The following is a 20419-nucleotide window of genomic DNA, read 5'->3' as shown; positions in this document are numbered from 1 at the left end:
GGATGCGCCGCCGGCCGCGTTCGGCGCGCTGCCGGCCGCCGCCGGCACGACGCTCGTCGAACTGCCGGCGCTGACCACTCCGTTCATCGAACAGGACTGGGCACGCTGGCACGACACGCTCGCCACGTTCGAGCGCGACTGGTTCGCGCCGGCGCTGACCGCGCTGCAGCACGGCGAGCTGGCGAACGTCGATTTCACGCTGTGCGGCGACACGAGCTCCGTGACCCTGCACGCGACGCGCGGCGACCTGCGCAAGTTCTGGCGCCGCCGCGCGCTGGCGTCCCTGTTCGAATAACCCGACCTGTATGACCCGGATCGTTACCCGCCCCGTCGCACCCGCCGACGCAGAAGCGCTCGCGCGCCACGGCCTGCACCCCGTCCTCGCGCGCCTGTACGCGTCGCGCGGCGTGCAGTCGCCCACCGACATCGAGACGGCGCTCGCGCGCCTCGTCCCGCCCACCGAACTGAAAGGCTGCGCGGATGCCGCATCGCTGCTCGCCGACGCGATCGCCGACCAGCGGCGCCTGCTCGTCGTCGCCGACTACGACTGCGACGGCGCAACCGCCTGCGCGGTCGCGGTGCGCGGCCTGCGGATGTTCGGCGCGCAGATCGACTATCTCGTGCCGAACCGCTTCGAGTACGGCTACGGGCTCACGCCCGAGATCGTCGAGCTCGCGGCCGCCCGCAAGCCCGACCTGCTGATCACCGTCGACAACGGAATCGCGAGCGTCACGGGCGTCGAAGCCGCGAATGCGCGCGGCATCGACGTGCTCGTGACCGACCACCATCTGCCCGGCGACGCGCTGCCCGCCGCGCGCGCGATCGTCAACCCGAACCAGCCCGGCTGCGGGTTCCCGAGCAAGCACCTGGCCGGGGTCGGCGTGATGTTCTACGTGCTGCTCGCGCTGCGCGCCGAACTGCGCCGTCGCGGCGTATTCGCGAGCAAGGAGGCCGAGCCGCGCCTGGACGGGCTGCTCGACCTCGTCGCGCTCGGCACCGTCGCCGATGTCGTGCGGCTCGACGGCAACAATCGCGTGCTCGTCGCGCAAGGGCTGCAGCGCATCCGCAACGGCCGCATGCAGCCGGGCATCGCCGCGCTGTTCCGCGCGGCCGGCCGCGAAGCGCGCACCGCGTCGGGTTTCGACCTCGGCTTCGGCCTCGGCCCGCGCCTGAACGCCGCCGGGCGGCTGTCCGACATGTCGCTCGGCATCGAGTGCCTGATTACCGACGACATCGGCCGCGCGTGGGACCTCGCGCAGCAGCTCGACGTGATGAACCGCGAACGCCGCGAGATCGAGGCCGGCATGCAGCAGCAGGCGCTCGCCGATCTCGCCGACGTCGATCCGGCCGACGCGTGCACGATCACGCTGTTCAATCCCGAATGGCACCAGGGCGTGATCGGGATCGTCGCGGGCCGGCTCAAGGAGAAATTCCACCGCCCGTCGTTCACGTTCGCGCACGCGGACGACGAAGGCCGGCGGGTCAAGGGATCGGGCCGGTCGATACCCGGGTTCCACCTGCGCGATGCGCTCGACCTCGTGTCGAAGCGCGAACCCGACCTGATCGTCGCGTTCGGCGGCCACGCGATGGCGGCCGGCCTCACGCTCGACACCGATAACGTGCCGCGCTTCGCGGCCGCGTTCGAGGCCGTCGCGCGCGAGTGGCTGTCCGACGACGCGCTCGCGCGCGTGATCGAGACCGACGGCGAACTCGAGGAAGCGTATTTCACGCCGCAGTTCGTCGGCCTGCTCGACGAAGCCGTGTGGGGCCAGGGCTTTCCGGCCCCGCTTTTCTCCGGTGAATTCGACGTCGTGTCGCAATCGCTCGTGAAGGAAAAGCACCTCAAGCTACAACTGGCGCGCGGGCGCCAGCGCTTCAACGCGATCTGGTTCAACCACACCGAGCCGCTGCCGGCGAGCGCATTGATCGCGTACCGCCTCGTGGCCGACACGTGGAACGGCGTGACGCGCGTCCAGCTGATCGTCGAGCACGCGGCCGGCTGAACGCCCGCGCGGCGGCCCGCGGCCCCGCGCGAAGCACATGCGCGCCGCGCCGGACGGGGCCGCGGCGTGCATGCCAGCACAGTCCGCGTCACCGGGAAACCCCGCCGATCGGCTATAATTCCGCTTTTTTACGAAGCAAGAAAAGCGAACGATCATGGAAGCGGAACGTCTCAACGCGATCGAAAGCTCCCTGCTCGACCTGCGCAATCGCGCGGGCGAGCTTCGGGGGTATCTTTGACTACGACGCCAAAGCTGCGCGTCTGACCGAAGTCAACAAGGAGCTCGAAGACCCGAACGTCTGGAACGATTCGAAGAACGCCCAGGCACTCGGCCGCGAGAAGAAGCTGCTCGAAGGCGTCGTGTCGACGCTGACGGTGCTCGATAGCGACCTGCGAGATGCGCTCGACCTGTTCGAGCTGGCCCGCGAGGAAGGCGACGAAGACACCCTCATCGCATCCGAAGACGACGCGAAGAAGCTCGAAGCGCGCGTCGGCGACATCGAATTCCGCCGGATGTTCTCGAACCCGGCCGACCCGAACAACTGCTTCATCGACATCCAGGCAGGCGCCGGCGGCACCGAGGCGTGCGACTGGGCGTCGATGCTGCTGCGCCAGTACCTGCGCTACTGCGAACGCAAGGGCTTCAAGGCCGAAGTGCTCGAAGAGTCCGACGGCGACGTCGCCGGCATCAAGAACGCGACGGTCAAGGTCACGGGCGAATACGCGTACGGCTTCCTGCGCACCGAAACGGGCATCCACCGCCTCGTGCGCAAGTCGCCGTTCGACTCGTCGGGCGGCCGCCACACGTCGTTCTCGTCGGTGTTCGTGTATCCGGAAATCGACGACTCGATCGAAGTCGAGGTCAACCCGGCCGACCTGCGCATCGACACGTACCGCGCATCGGGCGCGGGCGGCCAGCACATCAACAAGACCGACTCGGCCGTGCGGATCACGCACATGCCGACCGGCATCGTCGTGCAGTGCCAGAACGACCGCTCGCAGCACCGCAACCGCGCCGAAGCGATGGCGATGCTGAAATCGCGTCTGTACGAAGCCGAGATGCGCAAGCGCCAGGCCGAGCAGGACAAGCTCGAATCGAGCAAGACCGATGTGGGCTGGGGCCATCAGATCCGCTCGTACGTGCTCGACCAGAGCCGCGTGAAGGACCTGCGCACGAACGTCGAAATGAGCAACACGCGCGCTGTCCTCGACGGCGATCTCGACGACTTCATCAGCGCGAGCCTCAAACAGGGCGTGTAAGCGCCGCGGCGCGGCCCGTCCAGGCCGCGCCGTCGTCACCCTGCCCGTTGGCGTTGCCGCACCCACTCCGAATTCCGACCATCATGACCGAACCGACTCAAACGCAGCCCGCCGTCGCGGCGGACGAAAACCAGATCATTGCCGAGCGCCGCGAGAAGCTGCGCGCATTGCGCGAGCAAGGCGTCGCCTATCCGAACGATTTCCGGCCGACGCATCACGCCGCCGATCTCCAGGTGAAATTCGCCGACTCGGACAAGGCCGCGCTCGAAGCGAGCCAGGTCGAGGTGGCGGTCGCCGGCCGCATGATGCTCAAGCGCGTGATGGGCAAGGCGAGCTTCGCGACGGTGCAGGACGGCTCGGGCCAGATCCAGTTCTTCGTGACGCCGAACGATGTCGGCGCGGAAACCTACGACGCATTCAAGAAGTGGGACCTCGGCGACATCGTCGCCGCGCGCGGCGTGCTGTTCCGCACGAACAAGGGCGAGTTGTCGGTCCAGTGCAAGGAGTTGCGCCTGCTGTCGAAGGCGCTGCGTCCGCTGCCGGACAAGTTCCACGGCCTCTCCGACCAGGAACTGCGCTACCGCCAGCGCTACGTCGACCTGATCGTGACGCCGGAAACGCGCGACACGTTCCGCGCGCGTACCAAGACGATCGCGTCGATCCGCAAGTTCATGGACAACGCCGACTTCATGGAAGTCGAAACGCCGATGCTGCACCCGATCCCGGGCGGCGCGGCGGCCAAGCCGTTCGTCACGCATCACAACGCGCTCGACATGCAGATGTTCCTGCGCATCGCGCCGGAGCTGTACCTGAAGCGCCTGATCGTCGGCGGTTTCGAACGCGTGTTCGAGATCAACCGCAACTTCCGGAATGAAGGCGTGTCGCCGCGCCACAATCCGGAATTCACGATGATGGAGTTCTACGCCGCGTACACCGATTACCGCTGGCTGATGGACTTCACCGAGCAACTGATCCGCCAGGCGGCGATCGATGCGCTCGGCACCGCGACGATCCAGTACCAGGGCCGCGAGCTCGACCTCGCGAAGCCGTTCCACCGCCTGACGATCACGCAGGCGATCCAGAAGTACGCGCCGCAGTACACCGACGGCCAGCTGTCGGACGACGCGTTCCTGCGTAGCGAACTGAAGCGCCTGGGCGTCGACGTGTCGCAGCCGGCCTTCCTGAACGCCGGCATCGGCGCACTGCAGCTCGCGCTGTTCGAGGAAACCGCCGAAGCGCAGCTGTGGGAGCCGACCTACATCATCGACTACCCGGTCGAAGTGTCGCCGCTCGCGCGCGCATCGGACACGGTGCCGGGCATCACCGAGCGTTTCGAACTGTTCATGACCGGCCGCGAGATCGCGAACGGCTTCTCGGAGCTGAACGATCCGGAAGACCAGGCCGCGCGCTTCAAGAAGCAGGTCGAGCAGAAGGATGCCGGCGACGAGGAAGCGATGTTCTTCGACGCCGACTACATCCGCGCGCTCGAACACGGGATGCCGCCGACGGGCGGCTGCGGGATCGGCATCGACCGCCTCGTGATGCTGCTGACCGACAGCCCGACGATCCGCGACGTGCTGCTGTTCCCGCACCTGCGCCGCGAAGACTGACGGCCTGGCCCGCGTGTGCGCCGCGCCCCGTGGCGCGCACGCGGCGGCTTTGTAACCGCGCGTAAATCCCGCCTGCCGGCGCTCGCCGGCTTTCGATCTTTCCCCGTTTTATTCCCTCGTCGCGACGGCCTTCCCCGGGTTTTCCCGATAGCAAGCGCCGATCCCGCGCTGCAATTCGTTACACCTTGATACGGCACCGCGCTCGTCCGTGGACGACACTCCTGTTGCGTCACCACGCATGACCACGGGACCAGAACGCGGCGCAGCAACGCCAAGTCTGCTCGCTCCCGAGCGTGGGATCCGGCCCGCGCCAACCGGCGCTACCGGATCGACACCGGAGAAGAAAATGGACAACCCGAATCAGACCACGCCGCAAAAGCAACGCCTCCATCCGCTGATCGCCACCGCAGCAGGCGCCGTCATCGTCGCGAGCCTCGCCGCTACAGCCGCGATCACGGGTATCTTCCCGAAGGCCAGCAGCACCGATGCGCAGAACGGCCAGACCCAGGCCGCGCTGATCGCATCGCAGCCGGCCGTCGATACCGCCGCAGCGGCCAGCGCCGCGCGCGCCGCGCAAGCGCAGCAGCAGGCGGCAGAACAGGCCGCGCAGCAGAAACTGGCGGCCGAGAAGGCGGCTGCCGCGCAGGCCGAACCGAAGCCCGCGCCGCGCCCGGTGCACCACCGCCATACGCCGGCGCCGCAGCCTCCGCAATATGCTCAACAGCCGTCGGCGCCCGCGCAGCCGTCCTATTGCCAGAGCTGCGGCACGATCGTCGCGATCACCCAGACGCGTACGCCGGGCCAGAGCTCGGGGATCGGAGCGGTCGGCGGCGCAGCGGCCGGCGGCCTGCTCGGCAACCAGTTCGGGCACGGTAACGGCCGCACCGCGATGACGATCATCGGCGCACTGGGCGGCGGTCTGGCCGGCAACCAGGTCGAAAAGCAGGTGCGCGCGGAAACCGACTATCAGGTGCAGGTACAGATGGAAAGCGGTGCGATGCGCACGTTCACGTACCACAACGCACCGCCGTTCGGCCAGGGCCAGCGCGTGCGGATCGAGAACGGCACACTGGTCGGCGCGTAACCACGCATGACGAATCGCCGGGCGGTCCCTGCACCGCGCCGGCCGAAATGAAAAAGGCTCGTGACGCATCACGAGCCTTTTCTTTGTGCGGGAGCCCGGCGGGCGCCGGCGCGAATCTCAGTCTTCGTCGTCGAAGTCGGATTCGTCGATCCAGTGAGCCTGGATCGCTTCGAGAATCTTCTCGCCCGAGTGGGCAGGATCGTCGTCGAAGCCGTCGAGTTCGATCACCCATTGGCGCAGGTCGACAAAATTGACGCGCTGCGGATCGATATCCGGATGCTTGTCTGCAAGCGCGATGGCGATTTCGCGCGAATCGGTCCATTTCATGGCCTGCTCTCCCGTGTCGGTGGCGGGTCCGCCGGGCGCGGCGACCATGCCGCGCGCCGCCCGACCCGCCGTTCCATCAGTGATTTTCCTTCGCGTGGTTGATCGAATACTTCGGAATCTCGACCACCAGGTCCGACTCTTCCGTCACGATCGCCTGGCACGACAGGCGCGACGTCGGCTCGAGGCCCCACGCCTTGTCGAGCAGGTCGTCCTCGTCCTCTTCGGACGGCTCGAGATCGTTGAAGCCCTCGCGGATCACCACGTGGCAGGTCGTGCACGCGCACGACTTCTCGCACGCATGCTCGATCTCGATCCCGTTGTCGAGCAGGTTGTCGCAAATACTCTTGCCGGGCGTCGCGTCGATCACTGCGCCGTCCGGGCACAGTTCGACGTGAGGCAGCACCACCAGTTGAGGCATGTCCGTTCCGTCAGTCAGGGTGCGGCGGCTGGCGCCGCACGGTTCAATATCGTGCCGGCCGTCGCCGGCCCGCATGGAGTGGGTTCGCTCAGATCTCGTCGAGCCGTCGGCCCGACAGTGCGCGCTTGATGCTCTTGTCCATCCGGCGCGCCGCGAATTCGTCGGTGCCGTCGGCCAGCGCCTTGGTCGCGGTTTCGATCGCGCTCGCGTCATCGCCCTGCGCGATCGTGCCCAGCGCTGCGACGAGCGCATCGACCTGCGTCCGTTCGGCCGGGTCGAGCAGTTCGCCGTCGGCCGCGAGCGCCGCCTGCGTCGCCTCGATCATCCGCTGCGCCTCGACCTGTGCTTCGCGCAGCGCGCGGGCGCGCATGTCGATCTCGGCGGTCTTGAAGCTGTCCTCGAGCATCTTCGCGATGTCATCGTCGGCCAGGCCGTACGACGGCTTCACGACGACCGATGCCTCGACGCCCGAGTGCTGCTCGCGCGCGAACACCGACAGCAGCCCGTCCGCATCGACCTGATAGGTCACGCGGATACGCGCCGCACCGGCCGTCATCGGCGGGATGCCGCGCAACTCGAAGCGCGCGAGCGACCGGCAGTCGGCGACGAGCTCGCGCTCGCCCTGCACGACGTGGATCGCCATCGCGGTCTGGCCGTCCTTGAAGGTCGTGAATTCCTGCGCACGCGCGATCGGGATCGTCGAGTTGCGCGGAATGATCTTCTCGACGAGGCCGCCCATCGTCTCGACACCGAGCGACAGCGGGATCACGTCGAGCAGCAGCCAGTCGTCGCCGCTGCCGCGATTGCCGGCGAGCAGGTCGGCCTGGATCGCTGCACCGAGCGCGACGACCTGGTCCGGATCGAGATTGACGAGCGGCGGCTGGCCGAAATGCTTCGCGACAGCGTCGCGGATCACCGGCATGCGCGTCGCGCCGCCGACGAGCACGACACCCTTGATGTCGGCCGGGCTCACCTGCGCGTCGCGCAGGGCCTTGCGGGTCGGCGCGAGCGTGCGCTGGACGAGCGGCTCGACGAGCGCGGCAAACGTGTCGTGCGAGATCGTCTGCACGAGATGCGCACCGCTCGACAGCGTGACGTCGAGCGACGCCTGCGGCGCGGACGACAGCGCTTCCTTCAGCACGCGCACGCGGTCGAGCAGCAAGCGTACGTCCTCGGGCGCGAGCGTCTGCGCGTCGATGCCGGCCTGCGCGAGCACGTGGCCGAACAGCGCATGGTCGAAATCGTCGCCGCCGAGCGCGGAATCGCCGCCTGCGGCCAGCACTTCGAACACGCCCTTCGTGAGTTTCAGGATCGACAGGTCGAACGTGCCGCCGCCGAGATCGTATACCGCGTACAGGCCTTCGGCGCCGTTATCCAGGCCGTAGGCGATCGCCGCCGCGGTCGGTTCGTTCAGCAGGCGCAGCACGTTCAGGCCCGCGAGGCGCGCGGCGTCCTTGGTCGCCTGGCGCTGCGCGTCGTCGAAGTACGCGGGCACCGTGATGACGGCGCCGACCAGCTCGTCGCCGAGCGTATCTTCCGCGCGGTAACGCAGCGTCGCGAGAATCTCGGCGGACACTTCGACCGGGCTCTTCACGCCGTCGATCGTGCGGATCTGCACCATGCCCGGCGCATCGACGAATTCGTAAGGCGCATTCGCCGCGCCTTCGACCTCGGCCTTGCCGCGGCCCATGAAGCGCTTGACCGACACGATCGTGTTGCGCGGATCGGTGGCGGCCTGCTCCTTCGCTTCGTGGCCGATGCGGCGGCCGCCCTTCTCCAGATAACGGACCACCGACGGCAGCAGCACGCGGCCCGCTTCGTCCGGCAGCACTTCGGGCACGCCGCTGCGCACCGCGGCGACGAGGGAGTTCGTCGTGCCGAGATCGATCCCGACAGCGAGTCGCCGCTGATGCGGCGCCGGCGCCATGCCCGGTTCGGAAATTTGCAGTAAAGCCATCTTGGTTCGTTCGGGCGCTCGGCCCGTTTGCTGCGCATGCCGCAAGGCACGCGGTTAAGTTTCGAGACGCTCGATCTGTGCGCCCACTTCCGACGCGACCCGCTCGATGAACATCAGCTGACGCACGGCTTCCGCGGCCGCCTGATCGGCACCGCTGTCGAGCAGCGTGCCGAGGCGTTCGAGACGCACGCGCTTTTCGCCACGCAGTTCGGCGAGCAGCGCATCGAGCGCGTCGACGTTGCGAGCGGCCGCGGCATCCTCGATGCCTTCGCGCCACTCCATCTGCTGCATCAGGAACGCGGGCTCCATCGCGGTGTTGTTCTCGGCACCGATGTCGACGCCGCGCAGCGACAGCAGATAGGTCGCGCGCTTCAGCGGATCGCGCAGCGTGCGGTACGCCTCGTTCGCACGGGTCGCCCATTGCATCGCGATGCGCTTTTGCGCGTCGCCGGCCGCCGCGAAGCGGTCCGGGTGCACCTGCGTCTGCACCGTGCGATAGGCGCTGTCGAGCGCCGCCTCGTCGAGCGCGAATTGCGCGGGCAGGTGAAACAGATCGAAGTGGCTGTCTTTCAGCGAAACCATCGTCGCGTTCAATTCCGGTTCGTCGCGCGGCAAACGCCGCACATTAAAAAGGCGGCCCGTGCCGCCTCTTGCCCGCAGTGCGCGGAAACCCGCGTCACACGCGGAACGATTCGCCGCAGCCGCATTCGTCCTTCACGTTCGGGTTGTTGAACTTGAACCCTTCGTTCAGGCCTTCGCGCGCGAAGTCCAGCTCGGTGCCGTCGATGTACGCGAGGCTTTTCGGGTCGACGACGACCTTCACGCCATGGCTCTCGAACACCTGATCCTCGGGGGCCAGCTCGTCGACATACTCGAGCTTGTACGCGAGCCCCGAGCACCCGGTCGTGCGAACGCCAAGCCGCAGGCCCACACCCTTGCCGCGACGGACGAGGTATTTCTGGACGTGCTGTGCTGCTTTTTCGGTCAGTGTAATTGCCATGATGTCCTTGCCGCGGCGCGCCCTGAGGGCCCGCCGCGTTCCGTCTAAGCGCCCCCTGAACCTGTCGCTTCACGCCAGGCCCCCGAGGGGGTCAAGAAAACTTGGGGCGGCCCGGCGTTTTCTCGAGAAGCCGCTCGATGCCGCTCAGGCTGCTGCCTGATCGCCTTCCTTGGTGTCGTGGCGCTTCTTGTAGTCGGCCACGGCTGCCTTGATCGCGTCTTCCGCGAGAATCGAGCAGTGAATCTTCACCGGCGGCAGCGCCAGCTCTTCGGCGATCTGCGTGTTCTTGATCGACAGCGCCTCGTCGAGCGTCTTGCCCTTCACCCATTCGGTCACGAGCGAGCTCGATGCGATGGCCGAACCGCAGCCGTACGTCTTGAACTTCGCGTCTTCGATCACGCCGTCCGCGCCGACGCGGATCTGCAGCTTCATCACGTCGCCGCAGGCCGGCGCGCCGACCATGCCCGTGCCGACCGCGTCGTCGTCTTTCGCGAACGAACCGACGTTACGCGGGTTTTCGTAGTGATCCAGAACCTTGTTGCTGTAAGACATGACTCAGACTCCTTGACTCGTTACGTCTCGCGCGCGAACCCGCCCGCGAATGTATTGGATGCGGCGTTCAGTGTGCGGCCCATTCGATCGTCGACAGATCGATGCCTTCCTGGTGCATTTCCCAGAGCGGCGACAGTTCGCGCAGCTTTGCGATCTTGCTGTTCAGCAGGTTGATCACGAAGTCGACTTCCTGCTCCGTCGTGAAGCGGCCGACCGTGAAGCGGATCGAGCTGTGCGCCAGTTCGTCGTTGCGGCCGAGCGCACGCAGCACGTACGACGGCTCCAGCGACGCCGACGTGCACGCCGAACCCGACGACACCGCGACGTCCTTGATCGCCATGATCAGCGACTCGCCTTCGACGAAGTTGAAACTGATGTTGAGGTTGTGCGGGATACGGTGCTCGAGGTCGCCGTTCACGTACGTTTCCTCGATTTGCGACAGGCCGCGCAGCAGCTTGTCGCGCAGCATGCGGATGCGCTCGTTCTCGGTCGCCATTTCTTCGCGCGCGATGCGGAACGCTTCGCCCATGCCGACGATCTGGTGCGTCGGCAGCGTGCCCGAACGCATCCCGCGCTCGTGACCGCCGCCGTGCATCTGCGCTTCGATGCGCACGCGCGGCTTGCGGCGCACGTACAGCGCGCCGATGCCCTTCGGGCCGTAAGTCTTGTGCGCCGAGAACGACATCAGGTCGACCTTCAGCTTCGCGAGATCGATCTCGACCTTGCCGGTCGCCTGTGCGGCGTCGACGTGGAACACGATGCCCTTCTCGCGGCAGAGTTCACCGATCGTCTCGATGTCCTGGATCACGCCGATCTCGTTGTTCACGTGCATCACCGACACGAGGATCGTGTCCGAGCGCAGCGCGGCCTTGAGCACGTCGAGGTCGAGCAGGCCGTTGTCCTTCACGTCGAGATAGGTGACTTCGAAGCCGTCGCGCTCGAGCTCGCGGCAGGTGTCGAGCACGGCCTTGTGCTCGGTCTTCACCGTGATGATGTGCTTGCCCTTGCCCTTGTAGAAGTTCGCGGCACCCTTGATCGCCAGGTTGTCCGATTCGGTCGCGCCGGACGTCCAGATGATTTCGCGCGGATCCGCGTTCACGAGCGCGGCCACCTGCTCGCGCGCTTCTTCGACCGCGCGTTCCGCATCCCAGCCGTATGCGTGGCTGCGCGATGCCGGGTTGCCGAACTGCTCGCGCAGGTACGGCACCATCTTGTCGACCACGCGCGGGTCGACCGGCGTCGTCGCGCTGTAATCCATATAGATGGGCAGGTGGAGAGTCTCTTGGGTCATCTGTCGCTCCGGGTATTCTGTGCAGGGACTGTATGCGTTATGGGGTGTGCGGCGCGTGCGCGCTCACGAACTCGCGATGTTGAACACCGAATTGGGGCCGAGGGGCATCGTGCGCACCGGTTCGGCCGGGGCCGCGGCGGGCTCCGGCGTGCGCCGATCGCGCAGCACCGCAGGCGCGCCCTCGCGTGCGCGCTGCTGATCGACGAGATCCTGCAGCGACACCGAATCGAGATATTCGACCATCTTCTGGTTCAGGGTCGACCACAGCTCGTGCGTCATGCAATGGCCGTCGGGCTGCTTCGAGCCGTCGCACGTGCCTTTGCCGCCGCACTGCGTGGCGTCGAGCGGTTCGTCGACCGCGATGATGATGTCGGCGACGGTGACGTCCTGCGCGCGGCGCGCGAGGTTGTAGCCGCCGCCCGGGCCGCGCACGGATTCGACGATTTCATGCCTGCGCAGCTTGCCGAACAGCTGTTCGAGATACGAGAGCGAAATCCGCTGGCGCTGGCTGATGCCTGCAAGCGTCACCGGGCCCTGCTCCTGGCGCAGTGCCAAGTCAATCATCGCCGTGACGGCGAAACGGCCTTTGGTGGTGAGTCTCATGGTGTCTAGGGGACTGCAATCTTGACGATTTTGGTCAAGTATAAATATTTGACGATTTTAGTCAAGTATCCATGCCTTTGACAGGGTATTCGTAGACCGCTGAATTCCCTGCCGCGATCAGCGCGCGGTACGCGCCTTGAGGGTGTCCAGCAGGCCTGCGCAGGCGCGCTCGACCTGATCGAGCACCTGCTCGAAGCCCTGCGCGCCGCCGAAATAGGGATCGGCGACTTCCGTTTCGGCCGCGCCCGGCGCGAATTCCATCAGCAAACGCACCTTGTCGCGATGCTGCGGCGGGCAACGCCGATGGAGTTCCGCGAGATTGGCCTCGTCCATCGCGAGCAGCAGGTCGAAACGCTCGAAGTCGGTGGCACTCACCTGCCGCGCCCGCAGCGCCGACAGATCGTAGCCGCGCATGCTTGCGGCAGCCTGCGCGCGCGTATCGGGCGGCTCGCCGACGTGCCAGTCGCCGGTGCCGGCCGAATCGATCGCGATCCGGTCGGCCAGCCCGGCCGCGTCCACCTGGTGGCGCATCACGCCTTCTGCGGTAGGCGAGCGGCAAATATTGCCAAGACAGACGAAACAGATCGCAACGCGGTTCATCGCACTATCGGAAAGCCGCGGCGAACCGCGTCGGAGAAGAGCACGCCATTATACAAAGGCGCCGAAAATCGCGCCGTCGCGCAAAGCGACGGCGGCATGCGTTACAGCGCCTTCGGCGCGGCGAGCGCGACGTCGCCGGAGGCGGCCGGCAACGACTTCGTCGCGTCGTCGACCAGACCGAACGACACCGCACGCGCCAACTCGGCCGACGCCTGATGAACGGCGAGCGGGCCACGCGACGGCGCGTCGGCCATCGCGTGCAGATAGGCGGCCGCCGCAAGCGGGACGACGATTGCGAGCGGCCAGTACATCGATATTGTCTTTTTCATGATGCGGCTCCTTGGCCTCATTCCCCGAAACCCGATTCCGGGGACTACAGACAAGATTCTATAGACCGCACCTATCGAGATAAATACATGAATAGCGAACGCACTGTTGCTGCCCGATGAACAGTCGTCAGCCGAGGTGGCTCTGCGAAGCCGCATACAACTCGCGGAACGTGCGCCCGGTGGGCGTCGGCATGTCGCGCGTGTCCATCCATCCGCCCATCATCGGCAGGCGCCGCAGCGTTCCGCCGCTGCCGCCGAGCAGCTCGAGGATGCGCACCGCGAGCTTGGTCGTCAGCGCGTAAAGCATCGGCCGGCGCGCGAAAAAGCCCCACGCGGCAAGCCCGGCGCGCTCGCGCCACGGGCGCAGGTGCCGCTCGACCTGCTTCTCGCGCAGCGTGCGCAGCAGATGCGACAGCGGAATCCCGGCCGGGCACACGCTGTCGCATTCGCCGCACAGCGTCGCGGCCTGCGGCAGGTCCAGCGCCCGGTCGACGCCGACGTAGCTCGGCGTCAGCACCGAGCCCATCGGCCCCGGGTAGACCCAGCCGTACGCATGGCCGCCGACCTTCTGGTAGACCGGACAATGGTTCATGCACGCGCCGCAGCGGATGCAGCGCAGCATCTCCTGGAACTCGCCGCCGATCAGGCCGGTGCGGCCGCCGTCGACGAGCACCACGTAATTGTGTTCCGGGCCGTCTTCGTCGCCGGGGCCGCGCGGGCCGGTGAGCAACGAGAAGTAGTTCGACGTCTTCTGCCCGGTCGCGGAGCGCGGCAGCAGACGCATCGCGGTCGCGAGATCCTCGAGCGTCGGCAGCACCTTCTCGATGCCCGTCACCGCGACGTGCACACGCGGCATCACCGTGCACATCCCTTCGTTGCCTTCGTTCGTGACGACCGCGACCGAACCCGTCTCGGCGATCACGAAGTTGCCGCCCGTCACGCCCATGTCGGCCGACATGAAATGGGGCCGCAGCACCTCGCGCGCCTCGCGGGTCATGTCGGGAATCTCGGTCAGCCGTTCGCGCTGGTGCGTGCGCGCGAACAGGTCGGCGATCTCGTCCTTGTCCTTGTGCACGACGGGCGCAATGATGTGGCTCGGCGGCTCGTTGTCGTTGATCTGCAGGATGTATTCGCCGAGGTCCGTCTCGATCGACTGCACGCCCATCTCGGCGAGCACCGCGTTCAGCCGCATTTCCTCGGACACCATCGACTTGGTCTTGATGACCTTCTTCACGTCGTGCCGGCGCGCGATGTCGGCCACGAGCCGCGCGGCGTCCGCGGTCGTGTCGGCGAACAGCACCGTCGTGCCGCGCCGCGTCGCCTCGCGCTCGAACGCTTCGAGCCATACGTCGAGGTTCTCCAGCGCGCGATTGCGGCGCGCCTTCAGCGCGGCGCGCGTGGCCGGGAAGTCGATCGCGGTCATCGCGTCGGCGCGCGCGGACACGAACTTCGTCGACAGCTTCTTCAGGTTCTGCTGCAGGCGCTGGTCGGCCAGCTTCTGGCCGGCACGCGCCTTGAAATGCATCGATTGGACTTGCATCGCGGTATCGGGGAAAAGTGAGCGGAACCGGGCGTCAGACGTCGCCCGCCAGCACCTGCGCGACGTGCAGCACGCGCGTGTCGCGGTCGCCGGTGCGGCGCAACCGCCCTTCGATGTTCAGCATGCAGCCGAGATCGCCGAGCACGACGGCGCCCGTGCCCGATGCGCGCACGTTCGCGCATTTCTCGTCCGCGATGGCCGCCGAAATGTCGCCGTATTTCACCGCGAACGTGCCGCCGAAGCCGCAACAGTGCTCGCAATCCTTCATCTCGGTGACGGCGACGCCGCGCTGCGCGAGCAGCGCGCGCGGCTGCGCCTTCACGCCGAGTTCGCGCAGCCCCGAGCACGAGTCGTGATAGGTGACGGGCCCCGTGAATTCACCGGGCGCGAGCGTGACCTTCGCGACGTTCGCGAGGAAATCGGTCAGTTCATAGACTTTCTGCTGGAACCGCGCATAGCGCCCCATCAGTTCGGGGTCGTCGCGGAACAGGTCGCCGTAGTGTGCGCGGATCATGCCGCCGCACGAGCCCGACGGCGCGACGACGTAATCGAACTGCTCGAACTCGCGCAGCGTCTTTTCCGCGAGATCCCGCGCGAGCGCGCGCTCGCCCGAGTTGTAGGCCGGCTGGCCGCAGCACGTCTGGGCGGGCGGCACGAACACCTCGTAGCCGGCGTCGCGAATCAGTTTCAGCGCCGAAAAACCGATTTCCGGACGCATCAGGTCGACCAGGCAGGTCACGAACAAACCGACTCGCATACGCGCTCCTTCGAGAAAACGGCTCTCATTATCCGCCGTTTGGCCGGCAAGACCAACGCCGGCGCACACGCAAGTACCCCGGGCCGGATGCGAGGACTTCCTCGAACGGCGTTCGCTTTTTTCACAATACGAGATACAATCGACGCAACACCGCTTGACGCGTCAACCGATTCTCCCCCGACATGAGCCAACCCACCCCGGATTCCAAAACGTCGATCCAGGTGATCGAACGCATGATGCGGCTGCTGGACGCGCTCGCCGCGCACAGCGACCCCGTCAGCCTGAAGGAACTTGCGCAGCGCACGGATCTGCATCCGTCGACCGCGCACCGCATCCTCAACGACATGGTGACCTGCCGCCTCGTCGACCGCTCCGATCCCGGTACGTACCGGCTCGGCATGCGGCTGCTCGAGCTCGGCAACCTCGTGAAGGCGCGCCTGTCGGTACGCGACGCGGCGCTGATGCCGATGCGCGAGCTGCACCGCCTCACCGGCCAGACCGTGAACCTGTCGGTGCGTCAGGGCGACGAGATCGTCTATATCGAGCGCGCGTATTCGGAGCGCTCGGGGATGCAGGTCGTCCGCGCGATCGGCGGCCGTGCGCCGCTGCACCTCACGTCGGTCGGCAAGCTGTTCCTCGCGGTCGACGAAACCTCGCGCGTGCGCGCCTATGCAACGCGCACGGGGCTGTCCGGCCACACGCAGAACAGCATTACCGACATCGCGAAGCTCGAGCGCGAGCTGACGCTCGTTCGCCAGCAATCGTGCGCACGCGACAACGAGGAGCTGGAGCTCGGCGTGCGCTGCATCGCGGCCGGCATCTACGACGATTCGGGCAAGCTCGTCGCCGGGCTGTCGCTGTCGGCGCCGGCCGACCGCCTGCAGGACGCCTGGCTCGGCCAGTTGAGCCGCACTGCGCTCACCATCTCGGAAGCGCTCGGCTACCGGCCCGCGCCCGTGAAGGACGCGGACGGGCTGCAGCGGCACGGATAAGCGCCCGCCACCCGCTGCGCCGCAGCCGAACGAAGAAAAGCCCCGCGATTGCGGGGCTTTTCGTTGTGGCGAACCCGGCAGACGGCGGCGAACCGCCGAAGCCGGATCAGGTGCCGCCCGCTGCCGTGTTGGCCGCCGTCAGGCGCTCGCCGCCGCCGGCATCGAGCCAGTTGCGCAGGCGCGCCGCGTCGGCAAAGCGCGAGTACTTGCCGAACGAATCGAGCAGCACCATCACCATCGGCCGGCCATGGATCGTCGCCTGCATCACGAGACATTCGCCCGCTTCGTTGATGAAGCCCGTCTTCTGCAGGCCGATGTCCCACGAGCCATTGCCGCGGATCAGCGCGTTCGTGCTGTTGTAGACCAGATTGCGCTTGCCTGTATACACGTCGTACGTACGATCAGTCGAGAACTGACGAATCATCGGATACTGGTACGCGGCGTTGACCATCTTCACGAGATCGCGCGCGCTCGACACGTTCGAGCTCGACAGACCGGTCGAATTCTCGAAATGCGTGTCGTTCATCCCGAGCGCCTTGGCCTTCGCGTTCATCGCGGCGATGAATGCCGGACGGCCGCCCGGGTAGTAGCGCGACAGCGCGGCCGCCGCACGGTTTTCCGACGCCATCAGCGCGATGTGCAGCATGTCTTCGCGCGACAGCACCGAGCCGACCGACAGGCGCGAGCCCGTGTTCTTCTCGTAGTCGCGATCTTCGTCGGTGACTTCGATCTGCTCGGTCATCGGCGACTTCGAGTCGAGGACGACCATCGCCGTCATCAGCTTCGAGATCGACGCGATCGGCACGACCGCGTGCGAGTTCTTGTCGAACAGCGGCTCGCCGGTGTTCTGGTCGACGACGTACGCGACGCTCGAGCGCAGCGCGAGCGCGTCCGGCGTGTCGTGCAGGCCGAACGCCTGACCGACGGTGGGCCGGCGCGGCTGGAACGCGATCTGGCGGACCGCGCCACGATGGCCGTGCATGTTCGACGCGAGCGTCATGCGCTTGCGCGACGCCTTTGCACGCGGCGCATCGGCCGACGCGACCTTGGCGGATTCGGGCGCGGCCTTGACCGACTTCTTCTTCGCGGACGAAGCGGACGCAGTCTTTTTCGCGGCGTGGTGGGTGCTCGCAGTGGCGGCAAAGGCGTCAGCAGGCGCGACGGACGCGGCGGTCGCCAGCAAGGCGACGGCGACCGACACAGCCGTGCCGAGCGTCATGCTCTGCAACAATCTGCGCGGTGAAAACGATTCGGCTTTCATTGGGGTCTGGACGGGCGGGAGGTTCCCGCAAGTGTAGTTAAAGCTGAAAAAAAGAGCAATATTAGGCACTTACCGATCGTCGTTAAACCGGAATGTAAGAGTCATTCGACCGTGATCGATCGACCCTCCCGCTCCCATTGAAAAAATCCATGGGATGCGCTGCCCGACAGTACCCGTTTCCCGATTACCGCACGGTTAATTGAGATAACGTCACTTTGGCGACGAATTAAAGCGGGGAAAGTACGTATCCGGCGCGGGGCGTGCCCTGGCACCGATCTTGGCTGCGGCGGTGGCACGTCGCCACGGCACGCGCGTTGAAAACGACGCGCTTTTCGACCGAAACAGAAGCATAACGTTCCACATGCCTGTCAGGTTTACCTGTGCATGATCATGGTGCCGCGCGCCTGCGCCGGTCCGGTGCGCACCATGTGGGATCGCGCGTGAAACCGATTCCGTATGACCGCGATAACTTGTTGTTTTATCGATAATTTGTCGCGATTGTGCAACGCACAAAAAATACTTGACAAGACTTTTCTCTGCCCTAAAATATGACTCATTGCTGCGTTGCACAAAGCACGCGCATCCGAGGTTCCCCAGCGTAGTGCCCTTTATCCCTGCGATCGACGCGATCGCTTTTCAGGAGAGCTTGACATGTCCTTGCTGACCCCCGAGCAAATCGCCGCCGCCCAGAAAGCCAACCTCGAAAGCCTGTTCGGTCTGACGACCAAGGCGTTCGAAGGCGTCGAAAAGCTGATCGAACTGAACCTGCAGGTCGTGAAGTCGACGCTGACGGAGAGCCAGGAAAACGCACAGCGCCTGCTGTCGGTGAAGGACGCGCAAGAGCTGATCGCGCTGCAGGCCAGCCTGTCGCAACCGGTTGCGGAAAAGGTTCTGTCGTACAGCCGTCACCTGTATGAAATCGCTTCGTCGACGCAAGCCGAGTTCGCGAAGGTTGCTGAAGCGCAATTCGAAGAGCAGAACAAGAAGGTCCAGGCCCTCGTCGACAACGTCGCGAAGAACGCCCCGGCCGGTTCGGAAACGGCTGTTGCCGCGCTGAAGTCGGCACTGAACGCCGCGAACACGACGTACGAAACGGTCCAGAAGGCTGCGAAGCAAGCCGTCGAGATCGCTGAAACGAACTTCAACGCGGCTGCCGCTGTCGCGACGAAGGCTGCGAGCGCTGCTGCATCGCGCCGCCCGACCAAGCCGGCCGCGTAAGCGTCCCTGCTGCCGAAAAAGCCGCGCACTGCGCGGCTTTTTCTTTTGTGGCGCGGGAAACGGAGCACCGGCGCGAATTCATCGATATCGTTCTGCGCCGTTCCGACATTCGTTTCCGCGGGGAAGTACCTCGTTGAAGTTCGCGCATGCACTGTACGGGCGTCAGCATCGCCCCCCTCCCCCGGCTCCGGTTGCGCACCGATAAAAAAACGCCACGCTCCTTTCAGGACGTGGCGTTTTTTTGGCCGGCGCGAAGCCGGCCATGCCGGTCGCGTTACTTCTTGCGTTGCGGCGGCAGGTCCGTACAGACACCTTCGTACAACTCGGCAGCCATCCCGACCGATTCGCCGAGCGTCGGGTGCGGATGGATCGTCTTGCCGATGTCCTCCGCGTCCGCGCCCATCTCGACGGCGAGGCACACTTCGCTGATCAGGTCGCCTGCGTTCAGGCCGACGATCCCGCCGCCGATCACGCGATGGGTTTCCTCGTCGAAGATCAGCTTCGTGAAGCCTTCGTCGCGGCCGTTCGCGATCGCGCGGCCCGATGCGGCCCACGGGAACACCGCCTTGCCGTACTTGATGCCTTCGGCCGTGCACTGGTCTTCCGTCTTGCCGGCCCACGCCACTTCCGGATCCGTGTACGCCACCGACGGGATCTGCAGTGCGTCGAAGTACGCCTTCTCGCCGTGTGCGGCTTCCGCTGCGACGTGGCCTTCATGCACGGCCTTGTGCGCGAGCATCGGCTGGCCGACGACGTCGCCGATCGCGAAGATGTGCGGCACGTTCGTGCGCATCTGCTTGTCGACGTCGATGAAGCCGCGATCGGTCACGGCCACGCCGGCCTTGTCGGCGCCGATATTCTTGCCGTTCGGGCTGCGGCCCACTGCGACCAGCACGAGGTCGTAGCGCTGCGCTTCCGCCGGGGCCTTTTCGCCCTCGAACTTCACGTAGATGCCGTCTTCCTTCGCTTCCGCGCCGACCGTCCTGGTCTTCAGCATCACGTTGCCGAAGCGCTTCGCGTTGTACTTTTCCCAGACCTTCACGAGATCGCGGTCCGCACCCATCATCAGGCCGTCCATCATTTCGACCACGTCGATCTCGGCGCCGAGCGTCGAGTACACCGTGGCCATTTCGAGGCCGATGATGCCCCCGCCGATCACCAGCATGCGCTTGGGCAGCTGGCGGAGCTCCAGCGCGCCCGTCGAATCGACGACGCGCGGGTCTTCCGGCATGAACGGCAGCTTCACCGCTTGCGAGCCGGCGGCGATGATCGCCTGCTTGAACTTGACGACCTTCTTGCCGTTTTCGCCCTGCACTTCCATGTGGAACGGATCGACGAACGCGCCCGTGCCCGTCACGACTTCGACCTTGCGTGCCTTCGCCATGCCGGCGAGGCCCGTCGTCAGTTTCTTGACGACGCCGCCCTTGAAGTCGCGCAGCTTGTCGAGGTCGACTTGCGGCTTACCGAACGTGATGCCATGCGACGCGAGCGCCGCGGCTTCCTCGACGACGAGCGACGTATGCAGCAGTGCCTTCGACGGGATGCAGCCGACGTTCAGGCAGACGCCGCCGAGCGTCGAGTAGCGTTCGACGAGCACGGTCTTCATGCCGAGGTCGGC

Annotated in this window: 20 protein-coding genes and 1 pseudogene; 7 read left to right on the top strand and 14 right to left on the bottom strand. The window is 66.1% G+C overall.

The features are described 5' to 3' along the window. From O1Q03_RS38450 to O1Q03_RS38430, 5 genes and pseudogenes are all read left to right on the top strand, one after another. Positions 1–295: pseudogene (locus O1Q03_RS38450) on the top strand (regulator); the annotation flags it as partial. 10 nt (positions 296–305) lie between these two features. Continuing rightward, on the top strand, positions 306–2003 hold the full coding sequence (recJ, locus tag O1Q03_RS38445) for a single-stranded-DNA-specific exonuclease RecJ (RefSeq protein ID WP_269511009.1): 1698 nt from the start codon (positions 306–308) through the stop codon (positions 2001–2003). Between the two features lie 154 nt (positions 2004–2157). Beyond that, positions 2158–3262, top strand: a protein-coding gene (prfB, locus tag O1Q03_RS38440; RefSeq protein ID WP_269511006.1) for a peptide chain release factor 2 whose coding sequence is annotated in 2 segments (ribosomal slippage) — positions 2158–2238 and positions 2240–3262 — 1104 coding nt in all. Because the reading frame shifts where the segments join, the coding sequence is not laid out codon by codon here. An 83-nt stretch (positions 3263–3345) separates the two neighbouring features. Further along, positions 3346–4872 carry a lysine--tRNA ligase gene (lysS, locus tag O1Q03_RS38435; RefSeq protein WP_269511004.1) on the top strand — a complete coding sequence of 509 codons (1527 nt, stop codon included), beginning with the start codon at positions 3346–3348 and terminating at the stop codon, positions 4870–4872. A 346-nt stretch (positions 4873–5218) separates the two neighbouring features. After that, entirely contained in the window at positions 5219–5956 is a 738-nt protein-coding gene (locus tag O1Q03_RS38430; RefSeq protein WP_269511002.1) for a glycine zipper 2TM domain-containing protein, read from the top strand. Positions 5957–6073: 117 nt separating this feature from the next. On the opposite strand, the gene iscX is transcribed toward O1Q03_RS38430, so the two are convergent. From iscX to O1Q03_RS38370, 12 genes are all read right to left on the bottom strand, one after another. Further along, the gene (gene iscX / locus O1Q03_RS38425; protein WP_269511011.1) at positions 6074–6283 is read right to left on the bottom strand and encodes a Fe-S cluster assembly protein IscX; all 210 of its coding nucleotides are present in this window, start codon (positions 6281–6283) and stop codon (positions 6074–6076) included. A gap of 76 nt (positions 6284–6359) precedes the next feature. Then, positions 6360–6701: an ISC system 2Fe-2S type ferredoxin gene (gene fdx / locus O1Q03_RS38420; RefSeq protein ID WP_269511001.1), complete on the bottom strand. Its 342-nt coding sequence runs from the start codon at positions 6699–6701 to the stop codon at positions 6360–6362. Between the two features lie 88 nt (positions 6702–6789). Next, the gene (gene hscA, locus O1Q03_RS38415) at positions 6790–8658 is read right to left on the bottom strand and encodes a Fe-S protein assembly chaperone HscA (protein ID WP_269510999.1); all 1869 of its coding nucleotides are present in this window, start codon (positions 8656–8658) and stop codon (positions 6790–6792) included. 54 nt (positions 8659–8712) lie between these two features. Next, entirely contained in the window at positions 8713–9240 is a 528-nt protein-coding gene (gene hscB, locus O1Q03_RS38410) for a Fe-S protein assembly co-chaperone HscB (RefSeq protein ID WP_096507333.1), read from the bottom strand. Positions 9241–9334: 94 nt separating this feature from the next. Next, positions 9335–9658 carry an iron-sulfur cluster assembly protein IscA gene (gene iscA, locus O1Q03_RS38405; RefSeq protein ID WP_011885413.1) on the bottom strand — a complete coding sequence of 108 codons (324 nt, stop codon included), beginning with the start codon at positions 9656–9658 and terminating at the stop codon, positions 9335–9337. Positions 9659–9802: 144 nt separating this feature from the next. After that, entirely contained in the window at positions 9803–10210 is a 408-nt protein-coding gene (gene iscU, locus O1Q03_RS38400; protein ID WP_009691729.1) for a Fe-S cluster assembly scaffold IscU, read from the bottom strand. A gap of 67 nt (positions 10211–10277) precedes the next feature. Beyond that, the gene (locus O1Q03_RS38395; protein WP_269510996.1) at positions 10278–11501 is read right to left on the bottom strand and encodes an IscS subfamily cysteine desulfurase; all 1224 of its coding nucleotides are present in this window, start codon (positions 11499–11501) and stop codon (positions 10278–10280) included. A 63-nt stretch (positions 11502–11564) separates the two neighbouring features. Continuing rightward, on the bottom strand, positions 11565–12104 hold the full coding sequence (gene iscR, locus O1Q03_RS38390) for a Fe-S cluster assembly transcriptional regulator IscR (RefSeq protein WP_122945788.1): 540 nt from the start codon (positions 12102–12104) through the stop codon (positions 11565–11567). Positions 12105–12221: 117 nt separating this feature from the next. After that, a complete protein-coding gene (locus O1Q03_RS38385) occupies positions 12222–12704 on the bottom strand; it encodes a low molecular weight protein-tyrosine-phosphatase (protein ID WP_269510993.1) in 483 nt (160 codons plus the stop codon). 101 nt (positions 12705–12805) lie between these two features. After that, positions 12806–13033 carry a hypothetical protein gene (locus O1Q03_RS38380; protein WP_269510990.1) on the bottom strand — a complete coding sequence of 76 codons (228 nt, stop codon included), beginning with the start codon at positions 13031–13033 and terminating at the stop codon, positions 12806–12808. A 127-nt stretch (positions 13034–13160) separates the two neighbouring features. Beyond that, positions 13161–14573: a lactate utilization protein B gene (locus O1Q03_RS38375; protein WP_269510987.1), complete on the bottom strand. Its 1413-nt coding sequence runs from the start codon at positions 14571–14573 to the stop codon at positions 13161–13163. A gap of 34 nt (positions 14574–14607) precedes the next feature. Further along, on the bottom strand, positions 14608–15330 hold the full coding sequence (locus O1Q03_RS38370; protein WP_269510984.1) for a (Fe-S)-binding protein: 723 nt from the start codon (positions 15328–15330) through the stop codon (positions 14608–14610). 182 nt (positions 15331–15512) lie between these two features. Between O1Q03_RS38370 and O1Q03_RS38365 the strand changes: the two genes are divergently transcribed. Continuing rightward, positions 15513–16322 (top strand): IclR family transcriptional regulator, encoded by an 810-nt coding sequence (locus tag O1Q03_RS38365; RefSeq protein WP_269510981.1) that lies wholly within the window; start codon positions 15513–15515, stop codon positions 16320–16322. Between the two features lie 106 nt (positions 16323–16428). Here O1Q03_RS38365 and pbpG read toward each other — a convergent pair whose 3' ends face one another. Beyond that, positions 16429–17583 carry a D-alanyl-D-alanine endopeptidase gene (gene pbpG, locus O1Q03_RS38360; protein WP_269510978.1) on the bottom strand — a complete coding sequence of 385 codons (1155 nt, stop codon included), beginning with the start codon at positions 17581–17583 and terminating at the stop codon, positions 16429–16431. 651 nt (positions 17584–18234) lie between these two features. Between pbpG and O1Q03_RS38355 the strand changes: the two genes are divergently transcribed. After that, positions 18235–18801, top strand: a complete 567-nt coding sequence (locus tag O1Q03_RS38355) for a phasin family protein (protein WP_269510975.1) — start codon at positions 18235–18237, stop codon at positions 18799–18801. Positions 18802–19075: 274 nt separating this feature from the next. On the opposite strand, the gene lpdA is transcribed toward O1Q03_RS38355, so the two are convergent. Continuing rightward, the coding region (gene lpdA / locus O1Q03_RS38350; protein WP_269510971.1) for a dihydrolipoyl dehydrogenase at positions 19076–20419 on the bottom strand (1344 nt) is incomplete at its 5' end.

Origin of the sequence: Burkholderia sp. IMCC1007 (assembly GCF_027257875.1) — a bacterium.
Lineage (GTDB): Bacteria > Pseudomonadota > Gammaproteobacteria > Burkholderiales > Burkholderiaceae > Burkholderia.
The sequence above is the reverse complement of the archived record's forward strand: the minus strand, read 5'-3'. Positions and strand labels throughout refer to the sequence as shown.

What these genes read in the sequence shown, in the direction of transcription:
- recJ (WP_269511009.1), top strand. Translation starts at nt 306, where the DNA reads ATGACCCGGATCGTTACCCGCCCCGTCGCACCCGCCGACGCAGAAGCG.
- lysS (WP_269511004.1), top strand. Translation starts at nt 3,346, where the DNA reads ATGACCGAACCGACTCAAACGCAGCCCGCCGTCGCGGCGGACGAAAAC.
- O1Q03_RS38430 (WP_269511002.1), top strand. Translation starts at nt 5,219, where the DNA reads ATGGACAACCCGAATCAGACCACGCCGCAAAAGCAACGCCTCCATCCG.
- iscX (WP_269511011.1), bottom strand. Translation starts at nt 6,283, where the DNA reads ATGAAATGGACCGATTCGCGCGAAATCGCCATCGCGCTTGCAGACAAG.
- fdx (WP_269511001.1), bottom strand. Translation starts at nt 6,701, where the DNA reads ATGCCTCAACTGGTGGTGCTGCCTCACGTCGAACTGTGCCCGGACGGC.
- hscA (WP_269510999.1), bottom strand. Translation starts at nt 8,658, where the DNA reads ATGGCTTTACTGCAAATTTCCGAACCGGGCATGGCGCCGGCGCCGCAT.
- hscB (WP_096507333.1), bottom strand. Translation starts at nt 9,240, where the DNA reads ATGGTTTCGCTGAAAGACAGCCACTTCGATCTGTTTCACCTGCCCGCG.
- iscA (WP_011885413.1), bottom strand. Translation starts at nt 9,658, where the DNA reads ATGGCAATTACACTGACCGAAAAAGCAGCACAGCACGTCCAGAAATAC.
- iscU (WP_009691729.1), bottom strand. Translation starts at nt 10,210, where the DNA reads ATGTCTTACAGCAACAAGGTTCTGGATCACTACGAAAACCCGCGTAAC.
- O1Q03_RS38395 (WP_269510996.1), bottom strand. Translation starts at nt 11,501, where the DNA reads ATGACCCAAGAGACTCTCCACCTGCCCATCTATATGGATTACAGCGCG.
- iscR (WP_122945788.1), bottom strand. Translation starts at nt 12,104, where the DNA reads ATGAGACTCACCACCAAAGGCCGTTTCGCCGTCACGGCGATGATTGAC.
- O1Q03_RS38385 (WP_269510993.1), bottom strand. Translation starts at nt 12,704, where the DNA reads ATGAACCGCGTTGCGATCTGTTTCGTCTGTCTTGGCAATATTTGCCGC.
- O1Q03_RS38380 (WP_269510990.1), bottom strand. Translation starts at nt 13,033, where the DNA reads ATGAAAAAGACAATATCGATGTACTGGCCGCTCGCAATCGTCGTCCCG.
- O1Q03_RS38375 (WP_269510987.1), bottom strand. Translation starts at nt 14,573, where the DNA reads ATGCAAGTCCAATCGATGCATTTCAAGGCGCGTGCCGGCCAGAAGCTG.
- O1Q03_RS38370 (WP_269510984.1), bottom strand. Translation starts at nt 15,330, where the DNA reads ATGCGAGTCGGTTTGTTCGTGACCTGCCTGGTCGACCTGATGCGTCCG.
- O1Q03_RS38365 (WP_269510981.1), top strand. Translation starts at nt 15,513, where the DNA reads ATGAGCCAACCCACCCCGGATTCCAAAACGTCGATCCAGGTGATCGAA.
- pbpG (WP_269510978.1), bottom strand. Translation starts at nt 17,583, where the DNA reads ATGAAAGCCGAATCGTTTTCACCGCGCAGATTGTTGCAGAGCATGACG.
- O1Q03_RS38355 (WP_269510975.1), top strand. Translation starts at nt 18,235, where the DNA reads ATGTCCTTGCTGACCCCCGAGCAAATCGCCGCCGCCCAGAAAGCCAAC.